We start from the raw sequence: 22,544 nt of genomic DNA, 5'->3' as shown, positions 1-22,544 counted from the left end.
GGTTTGTTAATGTATTATTAAAAACAGAAGTTGAAATAAATAGTTTTATATTAAAATTGTATAATTGTAAGAATTAACAAAAAATAATCGAAAATGAAAAAAGTATTCTTATTTACACTTGTATTAGGTGTGTTATTTGTAGCCTGTAAACCAGAAAAAAAGAATGATAAGCCAGAAGTTAAACAAGAAGTTAACAAATCTGAAAAATCAGCAGTAAAAATAAGTGATGGAGTTTATTCAGTAAATGCAGCAGCTTCAACCTTAAATTGGAAAGGATTTAAACCAACAGGAAGCCATAACGGAACTGTGAAAGTTAAAGACGGAAGTTTAACAATTTCTGAAGGAAAAATAAAAGATGGGAAATTTAATATTGATATGTCATCAATTACAGTATTAGATATTCCTGCGGATGATGAGTATAATAAAAAATTAGTAGATCATTTATTGGCTGCAGATTTCTTTGATGTGAAAAATAATACAACTTCAGTTTTTGAAATAACTGAAATTGATGGGGAAATGGTAAAAGGAAATTTAACTATTAAAGGAATTTCTAAACCAATTCAATTTTCAGCAAAATTAGAAAACAAAGAAAATGGAGTTGCATTAATAAGTGAAACATTTAAAATAGATAGAACAGCATATAACATTCAGTATAAATCTAAAAAGTTTTTTGAAAATTTAAAGGATAAATTTATTGATGATGAATTTGAAATTTCTATCAACATTTTAGTTTCTAAAAACTAGTATAAGCAAGCTAGTAAATAAAATTTGTGTTTTTGTAAGTTTTATTATTTAAATTACACTAATTATCTACATAACTAAAAAAACATAAAAATGAAAAAATTAGGAATTTTAATATTAGTCACTGCATTTATAGCAATGTCTTTTACAAACATAGTAGAGCCGTTAAATGTTGATGTTGCAAAATCAAGTGTAACTTGGAAAGGTTTTAAGCCTACAGGATCACATAATGGAACTGTTCAATTGCAATCTGGTACTATTGAAATGAGCGGAGATAATTTAAAAGGAGGCTCTTTTATAGCAGATATGACAACAATAAAAGATGCAGATGGAAGTGGTAAATTAGAAGGTCATTTAAAGTCTAAAGATTTTTTTGAAATTGAAGTGTTTACAACATCAAAATTTGAAATTACAAATGTTAAAAATGCTGAAGCGGATAAAGTTACAATTGTGGGGGATATTACCATTAAAGGAATTACAAAAGAGATTTCATTTTTAGCTGAAGTAATTAAATCTGGAGATGATGTAACTGTTAAAAGTGATGTTATTAAAATAAACAGAGCTGATTTTAATATTCAGTACAAGTCTAAATCATTTTTTAATAATTTAAAAGAAAAGTTTATTAATGATGAATTTGAATTACAAGTTACATTAGTTTCAAACTAGTAGTAATTTTAAAAATATAAAAGGCTATTTAAAAAGTAATGAAAATTTTACTTTTTAAATAGCCTTTTTTTTATAACCTAAAATAAGAGTTTTCCTTTGTAGAACTCATTACAAAAGTACTTTGTACATTGGCTACAGAATCTAAAACAGATAATTTGTTTTTTAAAAAATTCTGGTAGCTACTCATATCCTTCACAATTACTTTTAATAAATAATCATAGTTTCCAGCTACGTGATAGCATTCAATAACCTCTTCCATAATACTAACAGCTTTCTCAAATCGGTTTATCAATTCTTTGGAATGAACTAATAAAGATACTTGACAAAATACTTCAATTGTATAACCAATTTTTTCTTTGTTTAAAGTGGCTATGTATTTTTTTATAACACCTGATTTCTCCATCCGTTTAATCCTTTCATATGTTGGTGTTTGTGTTAAACCAATTTTTATAGCAATTTCTTTAATATTTACTTTGGAATTTTGCTGAAGAATATTCAATATTTTTTTATCGGTTGTATCTAATGAATTCATATAAAGTGATTTTTTCTGAAATTTTCCATTTATTTTAAATTATATAGAAAATAAATCTTTTAAAATATAATATAGAAGTAATATTATCTAAATATAAGCATATTAGTAGATATTATTATATATGTTATGTAAATTTATAAGATAAAGTATATTATCATGAGCAATAAACCAGCAAATAAAATTCAAGATTTACAATATTTCGGAGAATATGGAGGGGTTAACCCTTCAATATCAGATTCTGCCACTTTTACATTCTTACACGCAAAAACAATGCTTGATACTTTTGAAGGTCATGCAGAAGGTTGCTATTTGTATTCACGGCATACAAGCCCAAGTAATTTATATTTAAGTGAAGCTTTGGCTGCAATGGAATTCACAGAAACAGCAAATGTTGCAGCTTCTGGTATGGGAGCAATTACATCTGTAATTATGCAGGTTTGCGGGGCAGGTGATCATATAGTTTCAAGTAGAACAATTTATGGCGGTAGTTATGCATTTTTAAAAAACTTTGTGCCAAAATTTAATATTTCAACATCATTTATTGATATTACAGATTTAAAAGCTATTGAAGACGCAATTTTGCCAAACACAAAAATGATTTATTGTGAAGCCATAAGCAATCCACTTTTAGAGGTGGCTAATATTAAAGAATTATCAAAAATTGCAAAAGCTCATAATATTTTACTTGTTGTAGATAATACATTTACTCCTTTAATTATTTCACCTCAAAAATTAGGAGCAGATATTACGGTTCATAGTTTAACTAAATTTATTAATGGTACAAATGATACGGTAGGAGGTGTAGTTTGTGGTAGCCAAGAATTTATAGATAGTTTAAGAAGTGTGAACAACGGTGCAGCTATGTTATTGGGTCCAGTTATGGATAGTTTAAGATCTGCAAGTGTTTTAAAAAATCTTAGAACACTTCATATAAGAATGAAAAAGCATAGCGAAAACGCCCTCTATTTAGCTGAGCATTTTGAAAATGATGGATTAAAGGTTGTGTATCCAGGATTAAAAAGTCATAAAGATTACAATCTTTTTAAAGAAATCTATAATAAAGAATATGGTTTTGGAGGAATCTTAACAATTGACGTTGGAAACATAGAAAAAGCAAATGAGCTTATGGAGTTAATGCAAAATGAAAATTTGGGTTATCTAGCTGTAAGTTTAGGATTTTATAAAACCTTATTTAGTGCTCCAGGAACTAGTACTTCATCTGAAATTCCTGAAGAAGAACAACAAAAAATGGGGCTTTCAGATGGAATTGTACGTTTTTCCATTGGTTTGGATAATGATATTGAGCGTACCTATAGAGCAATGAGAATGTGTATGAAAAAAGTAGGAATACTTTAAGAATATAATGATTTTATAAATTATAAGCCTCACTCATTAAATTGTGTGAGGCTTTTTGATTTGTGTAAATTTTTAAATTTCCGTAATATTACCAATCAAAATAATATATATGCAGGAGGACTCAAATATTGAAGAAATAAAAATTGAGGATCAAAAAATTATAGTAAATAAAGAATTAAATATTTGGGAAGCCCTTATTCCTGTTTTAGCATTGGTTTCAATGCTTTTTTTTAATGTATATGTTTATGGAGATGACGCACTAAGTGGAAGTAATCAGTTTATATTACTATTGGGAGCTTCAGTAGCAGCCATTGTTGGTTTTTTTAATAAGGTTTCTTATAAGATAATGGTTGAAGAAATATCTGAAAATATTAAATCAACTGCAGGAGCAATTTTAATTTTGTTAATGGTAGGTGCCTTGGCAGGAACTTGGCTAATTAGTGGAATTATTCCAACTATGATTTATTATGGACTTCAAATTTTAAATCCAACTATATTTTTAGCAGCTTGTGTTGTTATTTGTGCTATTATTTCTCTTGCAACAGGAAGCTCATGGACCACTTCAGCTACAGTTGGTATTGCTTTAATTGGTATTGGAGAATCTCTTGGAATTTCATTAGGTATGACAGCTGGAGCTGTACTTTCGGGCGCCTATTTTGGAGATAAAATGTCACCTTTAAGTGATACTACAAATTTGGCACCAGCAATGGCAGGAGGCGATTTATTTGATCATATAAAGTATATGTCTTATACAACGGTACCAACAATAATTATTACACTAATAGTTTTTATAATAATAGGATTTAGTATTGATACTGCTGGAGTAACTGATGTTTCTGATAAATTAATATCTATAGATGAGGCTTTTAATATTACACCGTGGTTATTTACTGTTCCGGTTTTAGTTATTTTTCTAATTATAAAAAAAGCGCCTCCATTAATTGCTTTATTAGGAGGTACATTATTGGGCGGTATTGCAGCTTTAATATTTCAACCAGATATTGTTTTGGAAGTTTCTGGCGCAAAAAATTTAGATTTTATTGCGGGTTATAAAGGTGTAATGAATGCTATTACTGTTGATACTTCTGTTGAAACATCAAGTGCTGAGTTAAATGATTTGTTTAGTTCTGGAGGAATGAAAGGGATGTTAGGAACAATTTGGTTGATTTTATGTGCCATGGTTTTTGGAGGTGTTATGGATGCCATTGGTGCATTAGCTAGAATTAGTAAATCAATACTAAGTATGTTTGATTCTATTTTCGGGTTATTTGCCAGTACGGTTTTTACATGTGTTGTGTTAAATGGAACTGCTTCAGATCAATATTTAGCAATTGTAGTTCCTGGTAAAATGTATGCAAAAGCATTTAAAGATAAAGGTTTAGCTCCCGAAAATTTAAGTAGAACTCTAGAAGATTCGGGAACTGTAACATCTGTATTAATACCTTGGAACACTTGTGGAGCCTACCAAAGTGGTGTTTTAGGTGTGCCTGTTGTAGATTATTTTGCTTTCGCGATTTTCAACTGGTTAAGTCCTATTATGACATTAATTTTTGCAGCTTTCAGAATTAAAATTAAAGAATTAGTTTCTAAATAAAGAAATTCCACACAAGTCCAAATCTAACAGTAAGATCTCTATAAGGGTAATTTGGTGCAGAATAATAATTTCTTCCTAAAAAGCTAGCTCCAAAATTCTCAACTTTTAAATATATACGTGTTCTTCTAACTTGCATATTAAAGAAGAAATCAAGAATTGGGAAATTTCCAATTTCAGTATCATCTTGTAAAACAAATTCATTTAGCAGTGGGTTAAAGGCATTGGATTTAAATGATGTAAAATATTTAAAAGTAATTCCGGTTTGTAAATATAAAGGATCCCCTTTAAAAACGTAATCTGAAAAATATATTGTATTTCTAGTTACTATCTGTGGTACACGAAAAAATGATTCACCCTCCAAAACATTTTGATACATTACTGTATTATCAATGGTAAATTTTTTGTAAGTGAAATATTGGTGTGCTTTAACCTTAAGGTAGTTTAGCGTTTCTGAAGCTTGGGTTGGCTTAGATATAGTATCGAAATAAGTGTAGTTGTCTATTAAATTATAAGAGGCATTAATACTTCCCCACTTGTTCAATTTAAACTCGACACCTAAAGATTTAACGTCTTCATTTTTAAAATTATTAGACCAATTGTAATCTTTATAGGAACTTTGATATAGTATTTTATTTAAACTTGGAGATTTTGAAGCTACTTCAGCAAAACCTTTAAAATTATAAACACTATCTTTCTTAAAACCAAGCGATGCTTTTATTGAAGAACCTGTAAAATCACCTGATATTATTGAATTAGCATCAGCATCTAAATAGAATTTTCCAATTGATGTTTTCCAATTTGCACCTGCGGCAATAGTATTTCCTTTTAATTTGTCTTCTATTGTTAAATCATCATAATACAAAATACTATTGTAATGATAATTGTATTTATAATGATTAATTTTTGTTCTCAGCACCCCAATTTTAGGCGTTTTAAGCTCTAAATAAAGCTGATTTTCCATATTTTGATATGAAGTGTGATCACTAAGAGATGAGCCAAAAGTTTCTCCAAAAACGGACCCTGCAGAGGATTTAGTAAATCTATAATGTTTGGTTTCATACGTAAATATGTGCCCCAAATTTAATTCAACTATATCCGTAATTTGAAGTAGGGAATCAAGATCTTTTTTATTAATTTTTAAAGAATCTTTTATAATTTTTGAAGATGTTCTTAATTCAGATATTTTTACTTCATCTAGGGTGAATTCTAGAGGTGCTAACAAATCAGTTTTTTTAGAAACAACTTCTAATGAATCAATTTTAATTACAGGCTTTGTTAAGGTGTCATTTTTAATTGATTTAATATTTAAAGAGTCTATTTGTTTTTTTGGAATAAATACGCTATCAACTTTTGCAGTATCTAGTTTCTTAAAATCAATATTTAATTGCTTTATTGAATCTATATTTATAGAATCAATAGGTTTTATAGACAAAGTATCAACTTTAGAAGCTTTTAATTTCTTTAAATTAATGTTTAATTCCTTTATTGAATCTGCACTTATAGAGTCTTTTTGTATTTTTAAAATGGATTTGTTTATTGAGTCTAATCTGTTTTTTTGAATATTTTCTTTAAAAGAAAACGCTTTTCTTACTGAATGTTTTTTAGAATATAAAGAATAAGATTGGTTTATGTAATATCGTTTTCCTTCAAGAAGACTTTCTGCATCACTGTAATTTACGTCTAAACGACCTCTTTCTATATAATTTGGGTCATTACCTTCAAAATAATTAATAGATTCTTCAGTCAATCCACCATTTTCATAATTTAAAAAATCAAAAGATGAAAAATGTCCTTTCAAATTATAAAGTTCATTTTTTGAATGATAATTAAATGTATATCTAAAATTACCATGGCTTGATAATGCTTGGCGATATTTACCAAGCGATCTTAAACCTTTATATGCAAGTGAAAAGTTAAATTGCTTAGAAGTGTTCATTGTTATAAATGCATCCAATACCTGTCCTTGTTCAAGTCCTGTTCTATAAAGTACCTCGGTTGTTGGCGTAGGAACATAATAGTATTGTATATCTTCAACAGTTTTATAATTAAATTGTTTTGCATCTATTCCCATTAAAGGAAAAATACCTTTATTATTAAAATTATATCCTAATTTATTAAATGTTTGTCCTTGATTGTGAAAAGCTAATAATTCAAAATTATCTTTTCTAATATAATTAAATTTAAAATCTTTTTTTAAAGTTAGTGTTGTGTCAATATAGGTTGTATCATTATTAACAGAAAACATTTTGTAATCTGTGTATTTTGTTTCACCACTAAGTTTTATCGTAGTATCGTCACTAGCCGTAGAAGATTGATTGTTATTGCCGCCACCAAACATTCCTCCTCCAGAATTATTTTGTGAGCTACCTTGTCCATTTTGATTGTCAAATTGGGCACAAATAGAAGTGATGGTAAAACTAAAGAATACGAATAATACTATTTTTTTCATATAAAATATTAAGTGGCAAAGGTAAAATAATTGAACGAAAATAATAATAGTAAATTGTAATGATAACTTTTATTAATTTTACGTACTTATTTCATATAAATGGGGCTCAAAAAATATTATAAAAAAAACATATTAGAAGCAGGAACAGATGAGGCCGGAAGAGGCTGTTTAGCAGGGCCAGTGGTAGCTGCAGCAGTTATTTTACCACCCAATTTTGTGCACCCACTTTTAAATGATTCAAAGCAGTTAACTGAAAAGCAACGTGATATTTTAAGACCGTTTATTGAAAAAAATGCCTTAGCATATGGAGTTTCATTTATTTCTGAAGAAAAAATTGATGAAATAAATATATTACAAGCATCAATATTAGGAATGCATGAATCTATAAAAAAACTCTCTTTACAGCCAGAACATATTATTGTTGATGGTAATAAATTTAAACCTTTTAGGGATATTCCTCACGAAACAATTATAAAAGGTGATGCAAAATATATGAGTATTGCCGCAGCATCAGTTTTAGCAAAAACTTATAGAGATGAGTTTATGGAGAAGATTGATAAAGAATTTCCTAACTATTTTTGGAAAAAAAATAAAGGATACCCAACCAAACAACATAGAGCTGCTATTAGAGAATTTGGACCTAACAAATACCATAGAAAATCATTTAAATTATTGCCAGAACAATTAAAATTAGATTTGTAATACAGAAAATTGTTTTGTTCTCAGTTTTAAATTAATTAGGAGGTAGATATAAATTGTTATATTTGTTATAATCGTCTATATATTAACTAATTAAAATCAAGTGGTATGAAAGTCAAAATTTATTTAACAGTTGTGTTTGTGTTTATATTTATTGGCGCCAAAAGCCAAAATAATTGTAGTACATATTATCCATTTAAAAAGGGAGTAGAAGTAGAAATAACTAATTATGATAAAAAAGGTAAAAATTCTGGAGTAGTCAGTCATCTTGTTAAGGATGTAAAAGATAATGTTGCTGTGTTTGTAACAAATATGAAAGATGAAAAAGGGAAGCATATTTCTGAAATAGAATACAATGTTGAATGTGTAAATGATGGGGTTTCTGTAGATTTTAAATCTTTAATTTCTGGAGATATATTAAAACAATATAAAGATATGGAGATTAATATGACAGGGACAAATTTAAGTATACCTAATAAACTTATAGCAGGGCAGGAGTTACCTGATGCTAAAGTTAATATGGAGATAATAATCACTCCAATTAAAATGAAATCATCAATTAATATAATAGATAGAAAAGTTGAAGGCAAAGAAACCATAACTACACCGGCCGGAACTTTTGATTGTGTTGTTATTACAAATAAAACTGAAATGAAAATGGGTATTAAATCTACTATGATATCCAAGCAATGGCTTTCAGTAGGAATTGGTATGGTGAAAAATGAAAATTTTAATAAAAAAGGGAAACTAATAGGTTATTCTGTACTTACTAATTTAAAAAAATAAACATCTTTTTTTAGAACATTAAATACACTTTTTAAAATTGAACTTTTGAGCTCGGTTTTTTTATATTATAAACATTTACTTTTTAATATTTTAAAATTACATTTGCGTTCCTATAAAATGTAAACAATGATTAAAAGAACCAGAGCTGGAATTTCAAAATTTATTATCCATAAAGTTGGAAATAAATTTAATAGTGCAACAAATATTTTTTCTGAAAACGTAATTACTTTTGATGAAGAAAGTTATGAGTTAATGAAGCCATTTTTGCTTAAACCATTTGCCAATGTAGCTGAAAGTTTTCGTTTTAATCATCATGCTAATATTGAGTTGAATGAAATAAATAACTATTCAACCGAAATTTTTACTGATGATACTGAGTTTATTGAAGTATCGAAGCATATTGTGAATCATTTATATGAACAATCTAATTCTGCGCAAATAAAAACAGGAGATGTAATTATAGCTTTGTTTGAAGATGTTGAATATAAAGATGTGGTAACGCAAGCACTTGGGATTTTTAAAATTGAAAATAAAATTAACTTTTTTCAAACTTTCATGGAAAAAGATAGTTTAGATGTATTTGTGCAACAAGGAATAAGCACTAAAAAACTAGATAAAGGTTGTTTAATTGTTAACTCTACAGATGGAGAGGGAAGAGTTGTATTAAGTGTTGATAATAATAATTATGACGCGCAATACTGGATTAAAAACTTTTTAAATGTGAAATATGCTGATGATAATAACCAGCATACACAAAATTACATTGAAATGTGTAAAGATTTTTCTGAAGAGATTAAGGAAGATTATGGATCTCAAGAAAAATCTAAATTTTTAGCTAAAACAGTTGATTTCTTTAAAGAAAATGAAGATGTAAATATTCAAGATTTTAAAGAAGAAGTTTTTGAAGAAAATGAAGACTTAAAACCTTTATTTGACGATTATAAAAAACAATTTGAAGAGATAAATGATGTTTTGGTAAGAAATCAGTTTGCAATTTCTGATATAGTATTGAAAAAGCAGAAAGCAAAAATGAAAACCGAAATAAAACTTGATACAAATATTCAAATAAAACTTGATATTGATGCTCCAGATGCATCAAGTGAATATTTAGAAAAAGGTTACGATGAAGATAAAAAAATGAAATTCTACAAAGTTTTCTTCAATGAAGAAGATTAAGTAGATATTTAGATGTTTTAAAAAGCTGGGTGATTACTTTAATTAAAATTTAAATAATCACCTTTTGTTTTTTTAATTATAAAAGTTAAAAAAAAATAAGACAATTTATATCACTTATAATTCTATATAGAGTAAAAATTTTAAATAAATTCTACTTCAAATATTTCAGAAAAGTGTTTTAAAATTTTACTTTTAACTTCTTCCATAGGAACCTTTCTATTTAATTCTGCTTCTAAAGAAGTAACTGCTTTTCCTTTAATTCCGCAGGGAATAATATTATCAAAATAACCTAAGTTAACGTTAACATTAAGTGCAAAACCATGCATTGTAACCCATCTGCTGGTTCTAACTCCCATAGCACAAATTTTTCGAGCAAATGGAGTGCCCACACCTAGCCAAACGCCAGTTTCACCTTCGCTTCTAGTGGCTTTTAAGCCATACTCGTCCAACGTTTTTATAATAACTTCTTCTAAAAAACGAAGATATTTATGAATATCAGTAAAAAAATTATCTAAATCTAAAATAGGGTAACCCACTATTTGCCCAGGACCGTGGTATGTAATATCACCACCTCTATTAATTTTATAAAAGGTAGCTCCTTTTTGAGAAAGTTGTTCTTCATTTAATAATAAATTATTTAAATTTCCACTTCTTCCTAGTGTGTATACGTGAGGATGTTCAACAAAAATAAAATTATTTGAAGTAGGGTTGTTTAAATTATTATGTCTGTTATCAACTTTTATATCAATAGTTTTTTGAAAAACAACTTCTTGATAGTCCCAAGTTTCTTTATAGTCTTTTAAACCTAAATCAATTAATTTTACTTTTTGCATTTTATTAGTTTTCTGGATTGTTATTTATTATTAAAGCTGCAATTACTCCAGGTATCCAACCCAAACAGGTTAAAATAAAAACAATAATAATAGACCCGCATCCTTTATCAATTACTGCTAAAGGCGGGAAAATAATACATAATAATACTCTAAAACAACCCATATTTATTATTTTTCAAAGTTCCTAAAATTATATGACGCGTACAACGTTATTTTGTAACAGTAAATTATAATTAAAATGTATTTTTGTTAAATGTCTATTGAAGTAAAAAATATAAGTAAACGTTACGGAAGCCAATTAGCGCTGGATAATGTAAGTTTTTCTATAAAAGAGGGAGAAATAGTTGGTTTTTTGGGGCCAAATGGAGCTGGTAAATCAACAATGATGAAAATCTTAACAGGTTATATTCAAGCTTCAGAAGGAGAGGTTTTTGTAAATGATTTAAATTTACATATATCAAAAAATGAAGCTCAAAAGAACATTGGTTATTTGCCTGAACATAATCCATTATATTTAGATATGTATGTTAAAGAATATTTGTTGTTCAATGCAAGGATTCATAAAATACCTAAAAGTAATATTGAAAAAATTATAGATAAAGTTGGGCTGACTAATGAAAGTCATAAGAAAATAAGTCAGCTTTCAAAAGGATATAGACAACGTGTAGGCTTGGCAGCTTCACTTTTACATAATCCTAATGTGGTAATATTAGATGAGCCTACAACAGGATTAGATCCAAATCAGTTACTAGAAATTAGAAATTTAATTAAAGAAATAGGGAAGGAGAAAACAGTACTTTTTTCAACGCATATAATGCAAGAGGTAGAGGCTGTTTGCGATAGGGTAATTATAATTAACAAAGGTAAAATAATTGCAGATGAGCTATTAAAAGATTTAAAGGAAAACCAAGAACAATTGATAGAAGTAGAATTTGATTTTAAAATTGAAAAACAATTTATTGAAAAAATTCCCAATTTAAAAATAGCTAATAATAGTTATGATACAACTTGGGAACTAACATTTTCTACTAAAGTTGATATGAGATCTGCAGTTTTTGATTTTGCGAAAGATAATGGATTGAAAACTCTTAAATTAAACGCTAAAAACAAAAATTTAGAGAGTTTATTTAGAGAATTAACTACTTGAAAATTAATTTTCCAATACTCTGTACATCCACTTCAACAATTGGTGGTTTATTATAAGATATTACACTACCAGTTGATTGAACGGTTCCTTTTAGGCTTTCAGTTGGGTTAACTAAAATATCATTTGAACTCACTTGAAAAATAGAAACATTTTTAGCAATATATTTTTCACCTTCAAAGCGGGTGTCTCCATCAGCAAAAAGAATTCTTAAATTATTGGTTGTTCCGTTCATATAAAAATTAGCAATACCATTACTTAATATTGTTAAACTATTATTTTCAATGTTTAAATGCCAATCTCCAACAGCTAAAAATTTATGACCTTCACCTGTTGATCTTAAATATAATGATGGATAAGTTAAAAGCCCGTCTGAAGTTACGTTTAGCTCAGAGCCGTTTCTAATTTCATTTATATCAGGAGATGTAATATACACTTTTGTTAATCCATAATCTCTAAGGAAATTACAAGTGTTATTGTTTGTAAGCGTTATTATTCCATCCGTAACTTCTACGTTAATATCAGGTAGTAAATTTTTACCAGTTTCAACAATAACTTTCTGAACAGGGCCTTCTTTAATAATTAATTCTACCCTTTGTTCAACTAGGATTTTATTAAATGTTGGAACTTCAAATTCTTGTTTTATTATTTTTCCAGCTGTTTGAAAACAATCACCGGAATCTTCGTTATTACAACTTATTAATCCTATAATAAAAAGTATATAAACTAATTTTTTCATTTTTTTAATTTTTCTCTAAAACTTGTAACCAAGTCCAATTTCAAGAGCTTCCGCTCTAAATAAATTTATTTTCATTGAAATTTCAGAAAACAAATGTTTACTCAATTTGTATTTTAACCCAAAACGTTCATAAATTCTTCTAACATAAGGAAATGGATAATATACATTATATCCAATTTGAGAAATAAATGAAAAATTATTTTGAATTAATTCGTGACCTACAAAAATACCTACTCTTGAGTAATCGTTTTCATTATAGGTTTTACCTTCTTCAATATTTATATTTTTAATATGATTTTTTAAAAATTCTGATCTAAAATAATCTGTTCCAAATGTTAATGTAGAGTATTTATTTATTGCTTTACTACCATAAAATGAAACGGTGTAAAAAGGGAATAAACCACTGTCTATTATTAAAGATTCATTATAGCCACCTCTTAATATTAAATTAAAATAAAGTTTTTTATCAACGGTTATATTTTCAATTTCAGGATTTAAACGTTCTTTTTTTATAGGTTCAAGTAAATAATTAATTCCTAAGTTTAAATTTATGGTATTGATTCCTAAGTTAGGGTTTTTGAATGCTACATTTGAAAAATGAATTAAACTTACGCCTGTATTTAAACTTAATCGTTCTTTTTTAATTAATTGAAAGAATTGTAATTTTAAATATGCCGAAGCTAAAAGTTTTGATCCAATTGCATGGTTTTTATTATTAGTTACAGCGTTGTATGATTTTGTTGCATAGCCCATCCCAAATCCGGTTGCTAATTCTAATTTACTACTGGTGTTTTTTGTTAATTTATAATTAAAGTGTCTATATGCTCCAAACACTTCTCCTAGCACATCTGAATTGAAATTTTGATATAAAAATGAAAATCCTTTTTCGGGCGAATTATATAATGAACTAAATTTTTTGTTTTTTAATCGTGTAGAATTAAAACTAAACATAATTCCATATGAATTTCCATCAATCGCATCTTTTAATTTTTTATCATGTTCAATAGGCCTTCCATAAAAGATGTCGGTTTGAAAACTATTGGCTTGTGAAAAACAAATGGTTGAAAGCAATAGTGAAACAATTAAAAGTAGGTTTTTCATAAATTTCAATTATAATCTTACACCGATTCCAAGTTCAACAGTTTCAGCATCAGCAGCGTGGGCTTTTAACCTTAAAGCAGCAAACCATTTATTATTAATGTATCTTTTTATTCCAAGAGTTTCATAAACTCTTCCACCATATTCAAAAGGGTATTTAGCGTAAAATCCTAATTGTGTTTCAATTGAAATTTTATTAATAAATAACTCATGACCAATAAAAACTCCTATTCTTGAAAAATCTGAAGTTTCTTTTAAATTGGTTTGGGGTATGGTTAAGCTCAGTTCATAATAATCTTTTAATATTGGCGATATGTATAGATCTGCACCAAATTGAATGGCAGATTTTCTATTTAATCGTTTATCGGCATAAGCTGAAAAAACAAAAAATGGTTTTACTCCAGTTCCTATAATTTCACTTTCATTTACACCTCCACGAACCACTAAATTAAATTTTATAGGTTCTTTAAAATACATTCCTTCAGAAGAAGGTATGAATGATTTTCCTTGAGAATTATTGTCTAAATCATAATTTAAACCTAATGTAGCTGCCCAAACATTCATTCCTGAATTAGGAGATTTAATATTAGAATTTGAAGCATGAATAAATGTTAAACCAGCATTTAATCCTAAATTATTAAGAATACGCTCTCTTTGAAAATACAATTTAAAATAAGTGCTCGAATTTATGCTTGAACCAAAAGCAGTATTTTTATTGTTGGTTACTTTGTTGTAAGGATTGGTATTATATGCCAATCCAATTCCTGTTCTTAGAATTAATTGATTTTTAGATTTTCTATTTGTAAAATAAAAATTATAATGTCCGTAAATGGAATAAAGTTTCCCTAATATTTCTGATTTATAATCCTGATAACCTACTGAATACCCAAAATCTGGATAATTGTATAAATCCTGCCAGCTTTCCTCTCCAAATGATCTTTTATTATAACTTATAAAAAATCCGGTTGGATGTCCTTGTAAAAGAACTGCCGCATCAGGATTTTGTTTTAAAATATTACCGTAAAAATAATCAGCTTGAAAATAGTTCGAGTTATTTTGGCTATAGCCAAAATAATAACCAATTGTTATTAATAAAAATAGAAATTTCTTCATAAAAAACTTAACTCAATTTGAAGCTTGGATTTATTTCTTTTAAATCCTTTAAAAATTCATTTGTAACTTTAACTTTAGTTGATCTACTGGGCATTGTTATTTTTGTTTTCTCTATTAAATCATACACTATAAAATCAACTTGAACAGAACCTTCATTTTGTTTAAGGAATTTCTTTAATTTAAATATTGATGTTTCACTAATTCTTGCAATATCAAGATGTAAAGTTAATTTTTTCGCTTGTTTTTCTAATACGTCTTGTAAAATTTGAATATCGGTAAAATTAATTCTAGGTTCTCCAATATTTCCGTCCTTATTTCTCCAACCTGGAGCAATATTTACTTTAATTTGACGGAATGCATTTTCATAAAGATATGGTTTGAAATTTAAATACGCATCTTTAAATATTCTAAATTCATGACTGTCTCCAAAATCTTGCACTGTAAAAGAAGCCCATTCATTGCCGTTTTGTGATACTCTATGTTGAACATCAGTTAATATTCCAGCAAATGTTATGTTTGATCCTACATATTTATTTAGATCTTCTTTAAATACAGAAACAGAAGAATTGCAAAAATATTTTATTTCATTTTTAAAATCGTCTAAAGGATGGCCAGAAATATAAATACCAACCAGCTCTTTTTCTTTAGTGAGCTCTTCCATCATACCCCATTTTTCAGCTATAGGAACTTCAGGCTCAGGGAATTGAACTTCTGAAGTTTCTCCAAACATTGATATTTGAGCGGAGTTTTTATTTTCTTGATATTTATTTCCAAATCTTATCGCTTTTTCAATAAAAGTAACTCCTTTTTCATCTGTAGCATAATATTGAGCTCTATGTACATTTTGAAAAGAATCCAAACCACCGGCCATAACAAGACCATCAAAGGCTCTTTTATTGCAAGCACGTAAATCTACACGTTTAGTGATATCAAAAATAGATGTGTAATTTCCATTTTCTTTTCGCTCATTAATTAAAGAATCTACAGCAGCACCTCCAACACCTTTAATAGCTCCCATTCCAAAACGTATTGCACCTTCCTTATTAACTGAAAATTTGTAATAAGATTCATTTATATCTGGTCCTAAAACTGGAATACCTGAACGTTTACATTCTTCCATAAAAAAGGTAACTTGCTTTAGATCGTTCATGTTATTTGAAAGCACAGCGGCCATATATTCAGCAGGGTAATGCGCTTTTAAATAAGCAGTTTGATACGCTATATAGGCGTAACATGTTGAGTGTGATTTGTTAAAGGCATAGGCAGCAAAAGCTTCCCAATCTTTCCAAACTTTTTCTAATATTTTCTTTTCATGCCCTTTTTTAATACCTCCATCAATAAATTTTGGTTTTAGCTTTTCTAGCATGGCAAATATTTTTTTACCCATTGCTTTACGAAGCATATCGGCTTCACCTTTAGTGAAACCAGCTAGTTTTTGAGAAAGTAGCATTACTTGCTCTTGGTACACTGTAATACCGTAAGTTTCCTTAAGGTATTCTTCCATACCATCTAAATCATAGGCAATTTCTTCTCGCCCATGTTTTCTATCAATAAAAGATGGAATATATTCCATTGGACCTGGACGGTACAAAGCATTCATTGCAATTAAATCGGCAAATTCGGTTGGTTGCAACGATTTCATATGTTTTTGCATTCCAGGAGATTCATATTGGAAAATACCAATAGTTTCACCTCTTTGGAATAATGCATAGGTATCTTTATCGTCTAAAGGAAAATCATCAGGGATTAATTCAATACCATGAATGGCTTTTATAATTTTAATAGAATCTTTAATTAGGGTTAATGTTTTTAACCCCAAGAAATCCATTTTTAATAAACCAGCAGTTTCAACAACATTATTATCAAACTGAGTTACATACATGTCACTATCCTTAGCGACGGAGACAGGGACTAAGTTTGTAATAGGTTCTGGAGTAATAATTACACCACAAGCATGAATTCCTGTATTTCTAATAGAACCTTCTAAATTTCTTGCTTGGTTAATAGTTTCAGCTTCCAAATCATTACCAGCAGAAAGTCTTCTTAATTCTTCTACACCAACTAAATCTTCAGCTTTTAAACCTTTTATTTTTCCTATACTTTTGGCATCTTCTCCAAAAATATGCTGCAATTTAACACCTGGTATTAATTTAGCAATTTTATCGGCCTCATGTAAAGGTAAATCTAGAGCTCTTGCGGTATCTCTTATTGAAGATTTGGCCGCCATACTACCGTAAGTAATAATTTGGGCTACTTGTGATGCTCCGTATTTTTCAATTACAAAACTAATTACTCGTTGTCTTCCTTCATCATCAAAATCAATATCAATATCGGGCATTGATACACGATCGGGATTTAAGAAACGCTCAAAAAGTAAATCGTACTTAATAGGATCAATATTTGTAATCCATAAACAATACGCTACCGCAGAACCAGCAGCCGAACCACGACCAGGGCCTACGGAAACTCCCATTTTTCGAGCTTCCAATATAAAATCCCATACAATTAAGAAGTAACCCGGATATCCAGTTTTTTTAATAATTTCTAGCTCAAAATCTAATCGTTCAATAGTACTTTCATCTAAAACATCTCCATATCTTATTTTAGCACCTTCAAAAGTTAAATGTTTTAAGAAGGCGTTTTCACCTCTAACACCTCCATCAATTGCGTCTTGAGGGTCAATAAACTGTTTAGGAATATCAAATTTAGGAAGTAAAACATTTCTACTTAATTTAAAAACTTCAACCTTGTCTATTATTTCTTGAATATTTATAATGGATTCGGGAATGTCTTTAAACAATTCCTTCATTTCATCTTCTGATTTGAAGTAATATTGGTCGTTTGGTAAACCGTATCTAAAGCCTCTTCCTCTACCTTTTGGTGTGGCTGTTTTTTCTCCGTCTTTTACACAAAGTAAAATGTCATGTGCATATGATTCTTCCTGTTTAGTATAAAAAGTATTGTTAGTAGCAATTAATTTTACATTATGCTTTTTTGAAAATTTAATTAAAACCTCATTTACATGGTCTTCATTTTCTTGTCCGTGACGCATTAATTCTAAATAAAAATCATCACCAAACTGTTCTTTCCACCAAATTACTGCTTCTTCAGCTTGAGCTTCACCTACATTTAATATTTTACTAGGAATTTCTCCAAATAAATTCCCGGAAAGAACCATAACATCTTCTTTATGTTGTTCTATAATTTTTTTGTCAATTCTAGGAACGTAATAAAAACCATGAGTATGAGATTGAGAAGACATTTTAGCTAAATTCAGATATCCATTTTTGTTTTTAGCAAGCATTACTATTTGGTAACCATTGTCTTTTTGAGATTTGTTAGTATGGTCTTCACAAACATTAAACTCGGAACCGGCAATTGATTTAAAAGGTATTCTGTATTCTTTTTGGTCGTAGTCAAAATCAATAGGTTCTTTTTCTTTCTCGTCCTCTTTTATAGAAATATATTGTAGATTAATATTTTCCTTTTTTTCAATCCTTTTTCTTATTTCTTGATATTCTTTTTCAGCATTTTTAATATCAAACTTTACTATTTCATCTCCTTTAGTATATTCAATATCTAATTCTTCACCATTTGCAATACGCTTTTTAAGGTCTTTAGTGAAATCTATTTTTTTATTGTGATTAACTGCTTCAGTATAATGTTTAAAACCTGCTTGTACAAAATTAAAGGCATTCATCATATTTCCAATATCTGTAATGGCAAGTGCATTCATACCTCCTTTTATGGCTGAGTTTACAAGCACTGGAATACTAGATGTAGACTGTAAAATAGAAAATTGAGAATGACAATGTAAGTGGGCAAATGAGGCCTTAGCTAATTCTTTTGAAATTGTTACGGAACTAGATTTACTAGGCGCTTCCTTTTCTTTTTTTCTTAATTTAGAGCTTTCCTTTTTTAGATTTAAATGATTTAAACCTATAATTTTGGTAAGTTCTGTGTTGAATTTTTTATAGTTTTCAAGAAAATTTTCTTCAATATTAATTTCTTCTTGAGTGTAATTTCCTAATCTAATTAATTCTAAAAAGCATCTTGTAGTTGCTTCAACATCTGCAGTTGCATTATGCGCTTCAGCAAAAGGAGCATTAAATAAATGAAGATGTAATTCAGTTAAAGTAGGTAATTTAAATTTTCCACCTCTACCACCTGGGATTTGACACAAAGTAGCTGTTTTTTCAGTACAGGTATCTAAAACAGGTATAGTTGTCATTTCAGATTGAATGTCATTTCTGTAGTATTCACAGCCCATAATGTTAACATCAAACCCAACATTTTGGCCTACAACATAAGTTGCTTTGGATAAAGCTTCGTTAAATAAATACAAAACCTTTTCTAAATCTTCTCCTTGTTCTTCTGCAAGTTGAGTTGAAATACCATGAATTTGTTCAGCATCATATGGAATGTTAAATCCATCAGGTTTAATTAAAAAATCTTGATGCTCTATTAGTTTCCCGTATTTATCATGTAATTGCCAAGCAATCTGAATACATCTTGGCCAATTGTCTGTGTCAGTGATTGGTGCCTTCCACTTTTTAGGTAAACCAGTAGTTTCAGTATCAAATATTAAAAACATATATAGCTGTTAGATTTTGGATAAAATTTAATTTTTAAAAGTATGGATTAATTAATTTTCGACGTTTTAAAAAGTGGTTTTTTTATTAACAATATCTAGGTGTTTTATATTGGTAATTTATAACCTTAATTAGTTAAAGTTGTTTCAAATTTTTAAGTAACAATTGTTTCATACTAATATATTTAAATAAAACCCTAACAATAGTCATATTTTTTACTCAAAAGATAACTTAATTTTACTTCATTAAAATAATGTAGATATTTCATTATGACTCAGCTGGATTTAGACAGTTATAAAAACAAAACAAAAAACTTAGTTAAGCACGAAGGAATAGTATCTAAGATTTCGAAAAATGCGATAACGATTTCGTTGAAGGGTAATGTAGATTGTGAAGGCTGTAAGGCTCAGTCTGCTTGTGGAGTGTCAGACTCAAACGATAAAGAAATAGAAGTTTCAAATTCACTACAATCTTTTCAATTAAATGAATCAGTTAATGTAATGTTAAAACGAGAATTAGGTTTAAAAGCAGTGTTTTGGGCATATGTTTTTCCTTTTATCCTAATGATGGTAGTTTTGGTAACTGCTACTTTTTTTGTTAAAGAATGGATTGCCGGTTTATTATCTCTTTTTATTCTAGTGCCGTATTATTTTATGCTTTACTTATTAAAAGATAGGTTTAAAAAAGCATTTCAAGTTTCAATATTAAAATTTAAATAAGAATGACAGATTCAGTATTATATAGTGTATTGTTGTTAACTTCTTTAGGGGTTATTGCGGCAGTTGTGTTGTATATAGTTTCAAAAAAGTTTTATGTGTATGAAAATCCATTAATCGCAGAGGTTGATGAAATTTTACCTGGCGCAAATTGTGCTGGTTGTGGTTCTCCTGGATGTAAATCTTTTGCTGAGAAATTGGTAAACACTGAAGATATTTCAGATTTATTTTGTCCTGTAGGAGGAAATGATGTTATGAAACAAGTAGCAGCACTATTAGGAAAAGAAGTTGCAGAAAAAGCCCCAACTGTGGCAGTAGTGCGTTGCCAAGGAGCTTGCGATGTCAGGCCAAAGACAACAGAATATCAAGGGCCAAGAACTTGTGCTATTTCAGCAATGGTTTATAGTGGTGAAACCGATTGTCAATATGGATGTTTAGGAGACGGTGATTGTGTTGCGGTTTGTGATTTTGACGCCATGTATATGGATGAGAAGACAGGTCTGCCAGTTATTGATACTGATAAATGTACTTCTTGTGGTGCTTGTGTTAAAGCATGTCCTAGAGATATAATTGAAATGCGTCCAAAAAACAAACGTGATTTAAAAGTGTTTGTTGGTTGTTTAAATGAAGATAAAGGAGGTATTGCTAAAAAATCTTGTGAAGTTGCTTGTATTGGATGTTCAAAATGTGAAGATGTTTGTACTAAAGGTGCAATTACAATGCATAATAATTTGGCTTATATAGATGCAGATCTTTGTACTCTTTGTAGAAAATGTGTAGATGTTTGTCCAACACATTCTATTATTGCTACAAATTTTCCGCAAAAAAAGCCTAAAAAAGTTGTTGTAAAAAAAATTATTGAAAAGGCTGTTGAAAAAGTTGAAGCTGAAAAGGTTAAAGCTGAAAAGACTGAAGTGGAAAAGGTTGCTGTTGTAAAAAAAGAAATAGTAGCTAAAGTTAAACTAGAAAACCCTAAAACGGATGCTTAAAACATTCCCAAAAGGAGGTATTCATCCTCCAGAAAATAAAATTACTTCATCCATTGGAATTAAACGTATGACAGTGCCAAAAGTGGTAAATGTTCCAATTGCACAGCATATTGGTATTCCTGCGGAAATTGTAGTTGATAGAAAAGATAAAGTTGAAATTGGTCAGATAATTGCAAAATCTGGCGGTTTTGTTTCATCCAATATACATTCTCCAGTTGCAGGTACTGTAACCAAAATAGATCAGATTATTGATACAAGTGGTTATAAAAAACAATGTATTGTTATAAGAACTGATGCTAAAAATGAAGCAAATTTTGAAGAAGTTACATATCCTCTTCTTAAAGAAATTAAACTAGAACCAAAAGAAATTATTCAACGAATTTCTGATTTTGGTATTGTTGGTTTAGGTGGAGCGACATTTCCTTCTCAAGTAAAATTAAATGTAAAGGAAGGGACAAAATTAGATTGCCTTATTATTAATGGTGTTGAATGTGAACCTTATTTAACGGCTGATCATAGGTTAATGTTAGAAAAGGCAGAAGAAATTGTTGTTGGAATTAAAATTTTAATGAAAGCTTTGCATTTGAAAAAAGCTGTTATTGGAATTGAAAACAATAAAAAAGATGCCATTAGTATTTTTAAAAATATTATTAAAAAAGAAGATGGTATTCAAGTTGCTGCTTTACAAGTAAAATATCCTCAAGGAGGAGAAAAGCAATTAGTAAAAGCAATTTTAGGAAGAGAGGTTCCAAAAAATGGTTTGCCATTAGATGTTGGTGTAATTGTACATAATGTTGGAACAATTTTCGCAATTTATGAAGCTATTCAACATACCAAACCTTTAACTGAACGTGTTGTTACTGTAACAGGGAAACATTTAGAAACCCCTTCAAACTTTTGGGTTAAGATAGGAACACCAATTAAAGATTTAATTGCTGAAGTTGGCGGTTTACCTGAAGGAACTAGGAAATTAGTAAATGGAGGACCAATGATGGGGAAAGCCATTAAAAATACAGATGTACCGGTTACTAAAGGAACATCAGGTATTTTGGTTATTTCAGAAGATGAAGCAAGTAGGGGTAAGTCTGAAAATTGTATTCGTTGTGGTGAGTGCGTTTCTGTTTGTCCTATGGGATTAGAACCTCATTTGTTAATGAATTTATCAGAAAAAGGAATGTATGAAAAAGCTTCCAATGAAGATATAATGACTTGTATAGAATGTGGTTCATGTAGTTATGTATGCCCTTCTAACAGGCCTTTGTTAGATTATATCCGCTTCGGAAAAAATATTGTTAAAAAATTACAAACCTCTAAAAATTAA

General features: G+C 28.9%; 19 protein-coding genes. 11 read left to right on the top strand and 8 right to left on the bottom strand.

The features are described from left to right. The first annotated feature begins 93 nt into the window (after positions 1–93). Together DAD81_RS13645 and DAD81_RS13640 are read left to right on the top strand one after the other, a co-directional pair. Complete coding sequence (locus DAD81_RS13645) at positions 94–744, top strand: YceI family protein (protein WP_111708837.1); 651 nt, start codon at positions 94–96, stop codon at positions 742–744. A 90-nt stretch (positions 745–834) separates the two neighbouring features. Next, a complete protein-coding gene (locus DAD81_RS13640; RefSeq protein ID WP_111708836.1) occupies positions 835–1,407 on the top strand; it encodes a YceI family protein in 573 nt (190 codons plus the stop codon). Between the two features lie 70 nt (positions 1,408–1,477). Here DAD81_RS13640 and DAD81_RS13635 read toward each other — a convergent pair whose 3' ends face one another. Continuing rightward, positions 1,478–1,939 (bottom strand): Lrp/AsnC family transcriptional regulator, encoded by a 462-nt coding sequence (locus DAD81_RS13635; RefSeq protein WP_111708835.1) that lies wholly within the window; start codon positions 1,937–1,939, stop codon positions 1,478–1,480. Positions 1,940–2,095: 156 nt separating this feature from the next. On the opposite strand from DAD81_RS13635, the gene DAD81_RS13630 reads away from it, so the two are divergent. Continuing rightward, positions 2,096–3,295 carry an aminotransferase class I/II-fold pyridoxal phosphate-dependent enzyme gene (locus tag DAD81_RS13630; RefSeq protein WP_111708834.1) on the top strand — a complete coding sequence of 400 codons (1,200 nt, stop codon included), beginning with the start codon at positions 2,096–2,098 and terminating at the stop codon, positions 3,293–3,295. Positions 3,296–3,404: 109 nt separating this feature from the next. Continuing rightward, a complete protein-coding gene (nhaC, locus tag DAD81_RS13625) occupies positions 3,405–4,889 on the top strand; it encodes a Na+/H+ antiporter NhaC (RefSeq protein ID WP_111708833.1) in 1,485 nt (494 codons plus the stop codon). Here nhaC and DAD81_RS13620 read toward each other — a convergent pair. Next, on the bottom strand, positions 4,882–7,338 hold the full coding sequence (locus DAD81_RS13620) for a putative porin (RefSeq protein WP_157961135.1): 2,457 nt from the start codon (positions 7,336–7,338) through the stop codon (positions 4,882–4,884). The two genes, nhaC and DAD81_RS13620, sit on opposite strands and share 8 nt — an antisense overlap. 99 nt (positions 7,339–7,437) lie before the next feature. Here DAD81_RS13620 and DAD81_RS13615 point away from each other — a divergent pair, with 99 nt between their 5' ends. From DAD81_RS13615 to DAD81_RS13605, 3 genes are all read left to right on the top strand, one after another. After that, positions 7,438–8,040, top strand: coding sequence for a ribonuclease HII (locus tag DAD81_RS13615; RefSeq protein ID WP_111708832.1), 603 nt, complete (start codon positions 7,438–7,440; stop codon positions 8,038–8,040). A gap of 105 nt (positions 8,041–8,145) precedes the next feature. After that, positions 8,146–8,823: a TapB family protein gene (locus tag DAD81_RS13610; protein WP_111708831.1), complete on the top strand. Its 678-nt coding sequence runs from the start codon at positions 8,146–8,148 to the stop codon at positions 8,821–8,823. 126 nt (positions 8,824–8,949) lie between these two features. Continuing rightward, a complete protein-coding gene (locus DAD81_RS13605) occupies positions 8,950–9,999 on the top strand; it encodes a nucleoid-associated protein (protein ID WP_111708830.1) in 1,050 nt (349 codons plus the stop codon). Positions 10,000–10,139: 140 nt separating this feature from the next. Here the strand turns inward: DAD81_RS13605 and lipB are convergent, their stop codons facing one another. Both lipB and DAD81_RS13595 read right to left on the bottom strand, forming a co-directional pair. Beyond that, complete coding sequence (gene lipB, locus DAD81_RS13600; RefSeq protein ID WP_111708829.1) at positions 10,140–10,832, bottom strand: lipoyl(octanoyl) transferase LipB; 693 nt, start codon at positions 10,830–10,832, stop codon at positions 10,140–10,142. Between the two features lie 4 nt (positions 10,833–10,836). Continuing rightward, positions 10,837–10,995 (bottom strand): YqaE/Pmp3 family membrane protein, encoded by a 159-nt coding sequence (locus DAD81_RS13595; RefSeq protein ID WP_111708828.1) that lies wholly within the window; start codon positions 10,993–10,995, stop codon positions 10,837–10,839. 90 nt (positions 10,996–11,085) lie between these two features. Here DAD81_RS13595 and gldA point away from each other — a divergent pair, with 90 nt between their 5' ends. Next, positions 11,086–11,979 (top strand): gliding motility-associated ABC transporter ATP-binding subunit GldA, encoded by an 894-nt coding sequence (gldA, locus tag DAD81_RS13590; protein WP_111708827.1) that lies wholly within the window; start codon positions 11,086–11,088, stop codon positions 11,977–11,979. Here gldA and DAD81_RS13585 read toward each other — a convergent pair. From DAD81_RS13585 to dnaE, 4 genes are read right to left on the bottom strand one after another with little or no spacing between them, the layout of a single operon-like run. After that, the gene (locus DAD81_RS13585; RefSeq protein WP_111708826.1) at positions 11,972–12,715 is read right to left on the bottom strand and encodes a head GIN domain-containing protein; all 744 of its coding nucleotides are present in this window, start codon (positions 12,713–12,715) and stop codon (positions 11,972–11,974) included. The genes gldA and DAD81_RS13585 overlap by 8 nt on opposite strands. A 15-nt stretch (positions 12,716–12,730) precedes the next feature. Further along, positions 12,731–13,816 carry an acyloxyacyl hydrolase gene (locus DAD81_RS13580; protein ID WP_111708825.1) on the bottom strand — a complete coding sequence of 362 codons (1,086 nt, stop codon included), beginning with the start codon at positions 13,814–13,816 and terminating at the stop codon, positions 12,731–12,733. A gap of 9 nt (positions 13,817–13,825) precedes the next feature. Further along, the gene (locus DAD81_RS13575; RefSeq protein WP_111708824.1) at positions 13,826–14,926 is read right to left on the bottom strand and encodes an acyloxyacyl hydrolase; all 1,101 of its coding nucleotides are present in this window, start codon (positions 14,924–14,926) and stop codon (positions 13,826–13,828) included. Positions 14,927–14,933: 7 nt separating this feature from the next. Beyond that, positions 14,934–19,520 carry a DNA polymerase III subunit alpha gene (gene dnaE / locus DAD81_RS13570; RefSeq protein ID WP_111708823.1) on the bottom strand — a complete coding sequence of 1,529 codons (4,587 nt, stop codon included), beginning with the start codon at positions 19,518–19,520 and terminating at the stop codon, positions 14,934–14,936. 267 nt (positions 19,521–19,787) lie between these two features. Between dnaE and DAD81_RS13565 the strand changes: the two genes are divergently transcribed. The 3 genes from DAD81_RS13565 to rsxC are packed head-to-tail and all read left to right on the top strand — an operon-like array spanning position 19,788 to position 22,544. Further along, positions 19,788–20,237 carry a SoxR reducing system RseC family protein gene (locus tag DAD81_RS13565; protein WP_111708822.1) on the top strand — a complete coding sequence of 150 codons (450 nt, stop codon included), beginning with the start codon at positions 19,788–19,790 and terminating at the stop codon, positions 20,235–20,237. A 2-nt stretch (positions 20,238–20,239) separates the two neighbouring features. Next, the gene (locus tag DAD81_RS13560) at positions 20,240–21,223 is read left to right on the top strand and encodes a Fe-S cluster domain-containing protein (RefSeq protein ID WP_111708821.1); all 984 of its coding nucleotides are present in this window, start codon (positions 20,240–20,242) and stop codon (positions 21,221–21,223) included. Beyond that, entirely contained in the window at positions 21,216–22,544 is a 1,329-nt protein-coding gene (gene rsxC / locus DAD81_RS13555; RefSeq protein WP_111708820.1) for an electron transport complex subunit RsxC, read from the top strand. The genes DAD81_RS13560 and rsxC overlap by 8 nt, the downstream gene beginning before the upstream one ends.

This window comes from Lutibacter citreus (assembly GCF_003260195.1).
GTDB lineage: Bacteria > Bacteroidota > Bacteroidia > Flavobacteriales > Flavobacteriaceae > Lutibacter > Lutibacter citreus.
This window is presented reverse-complemented; position numbering and strand designations above follow the sequence as displayed.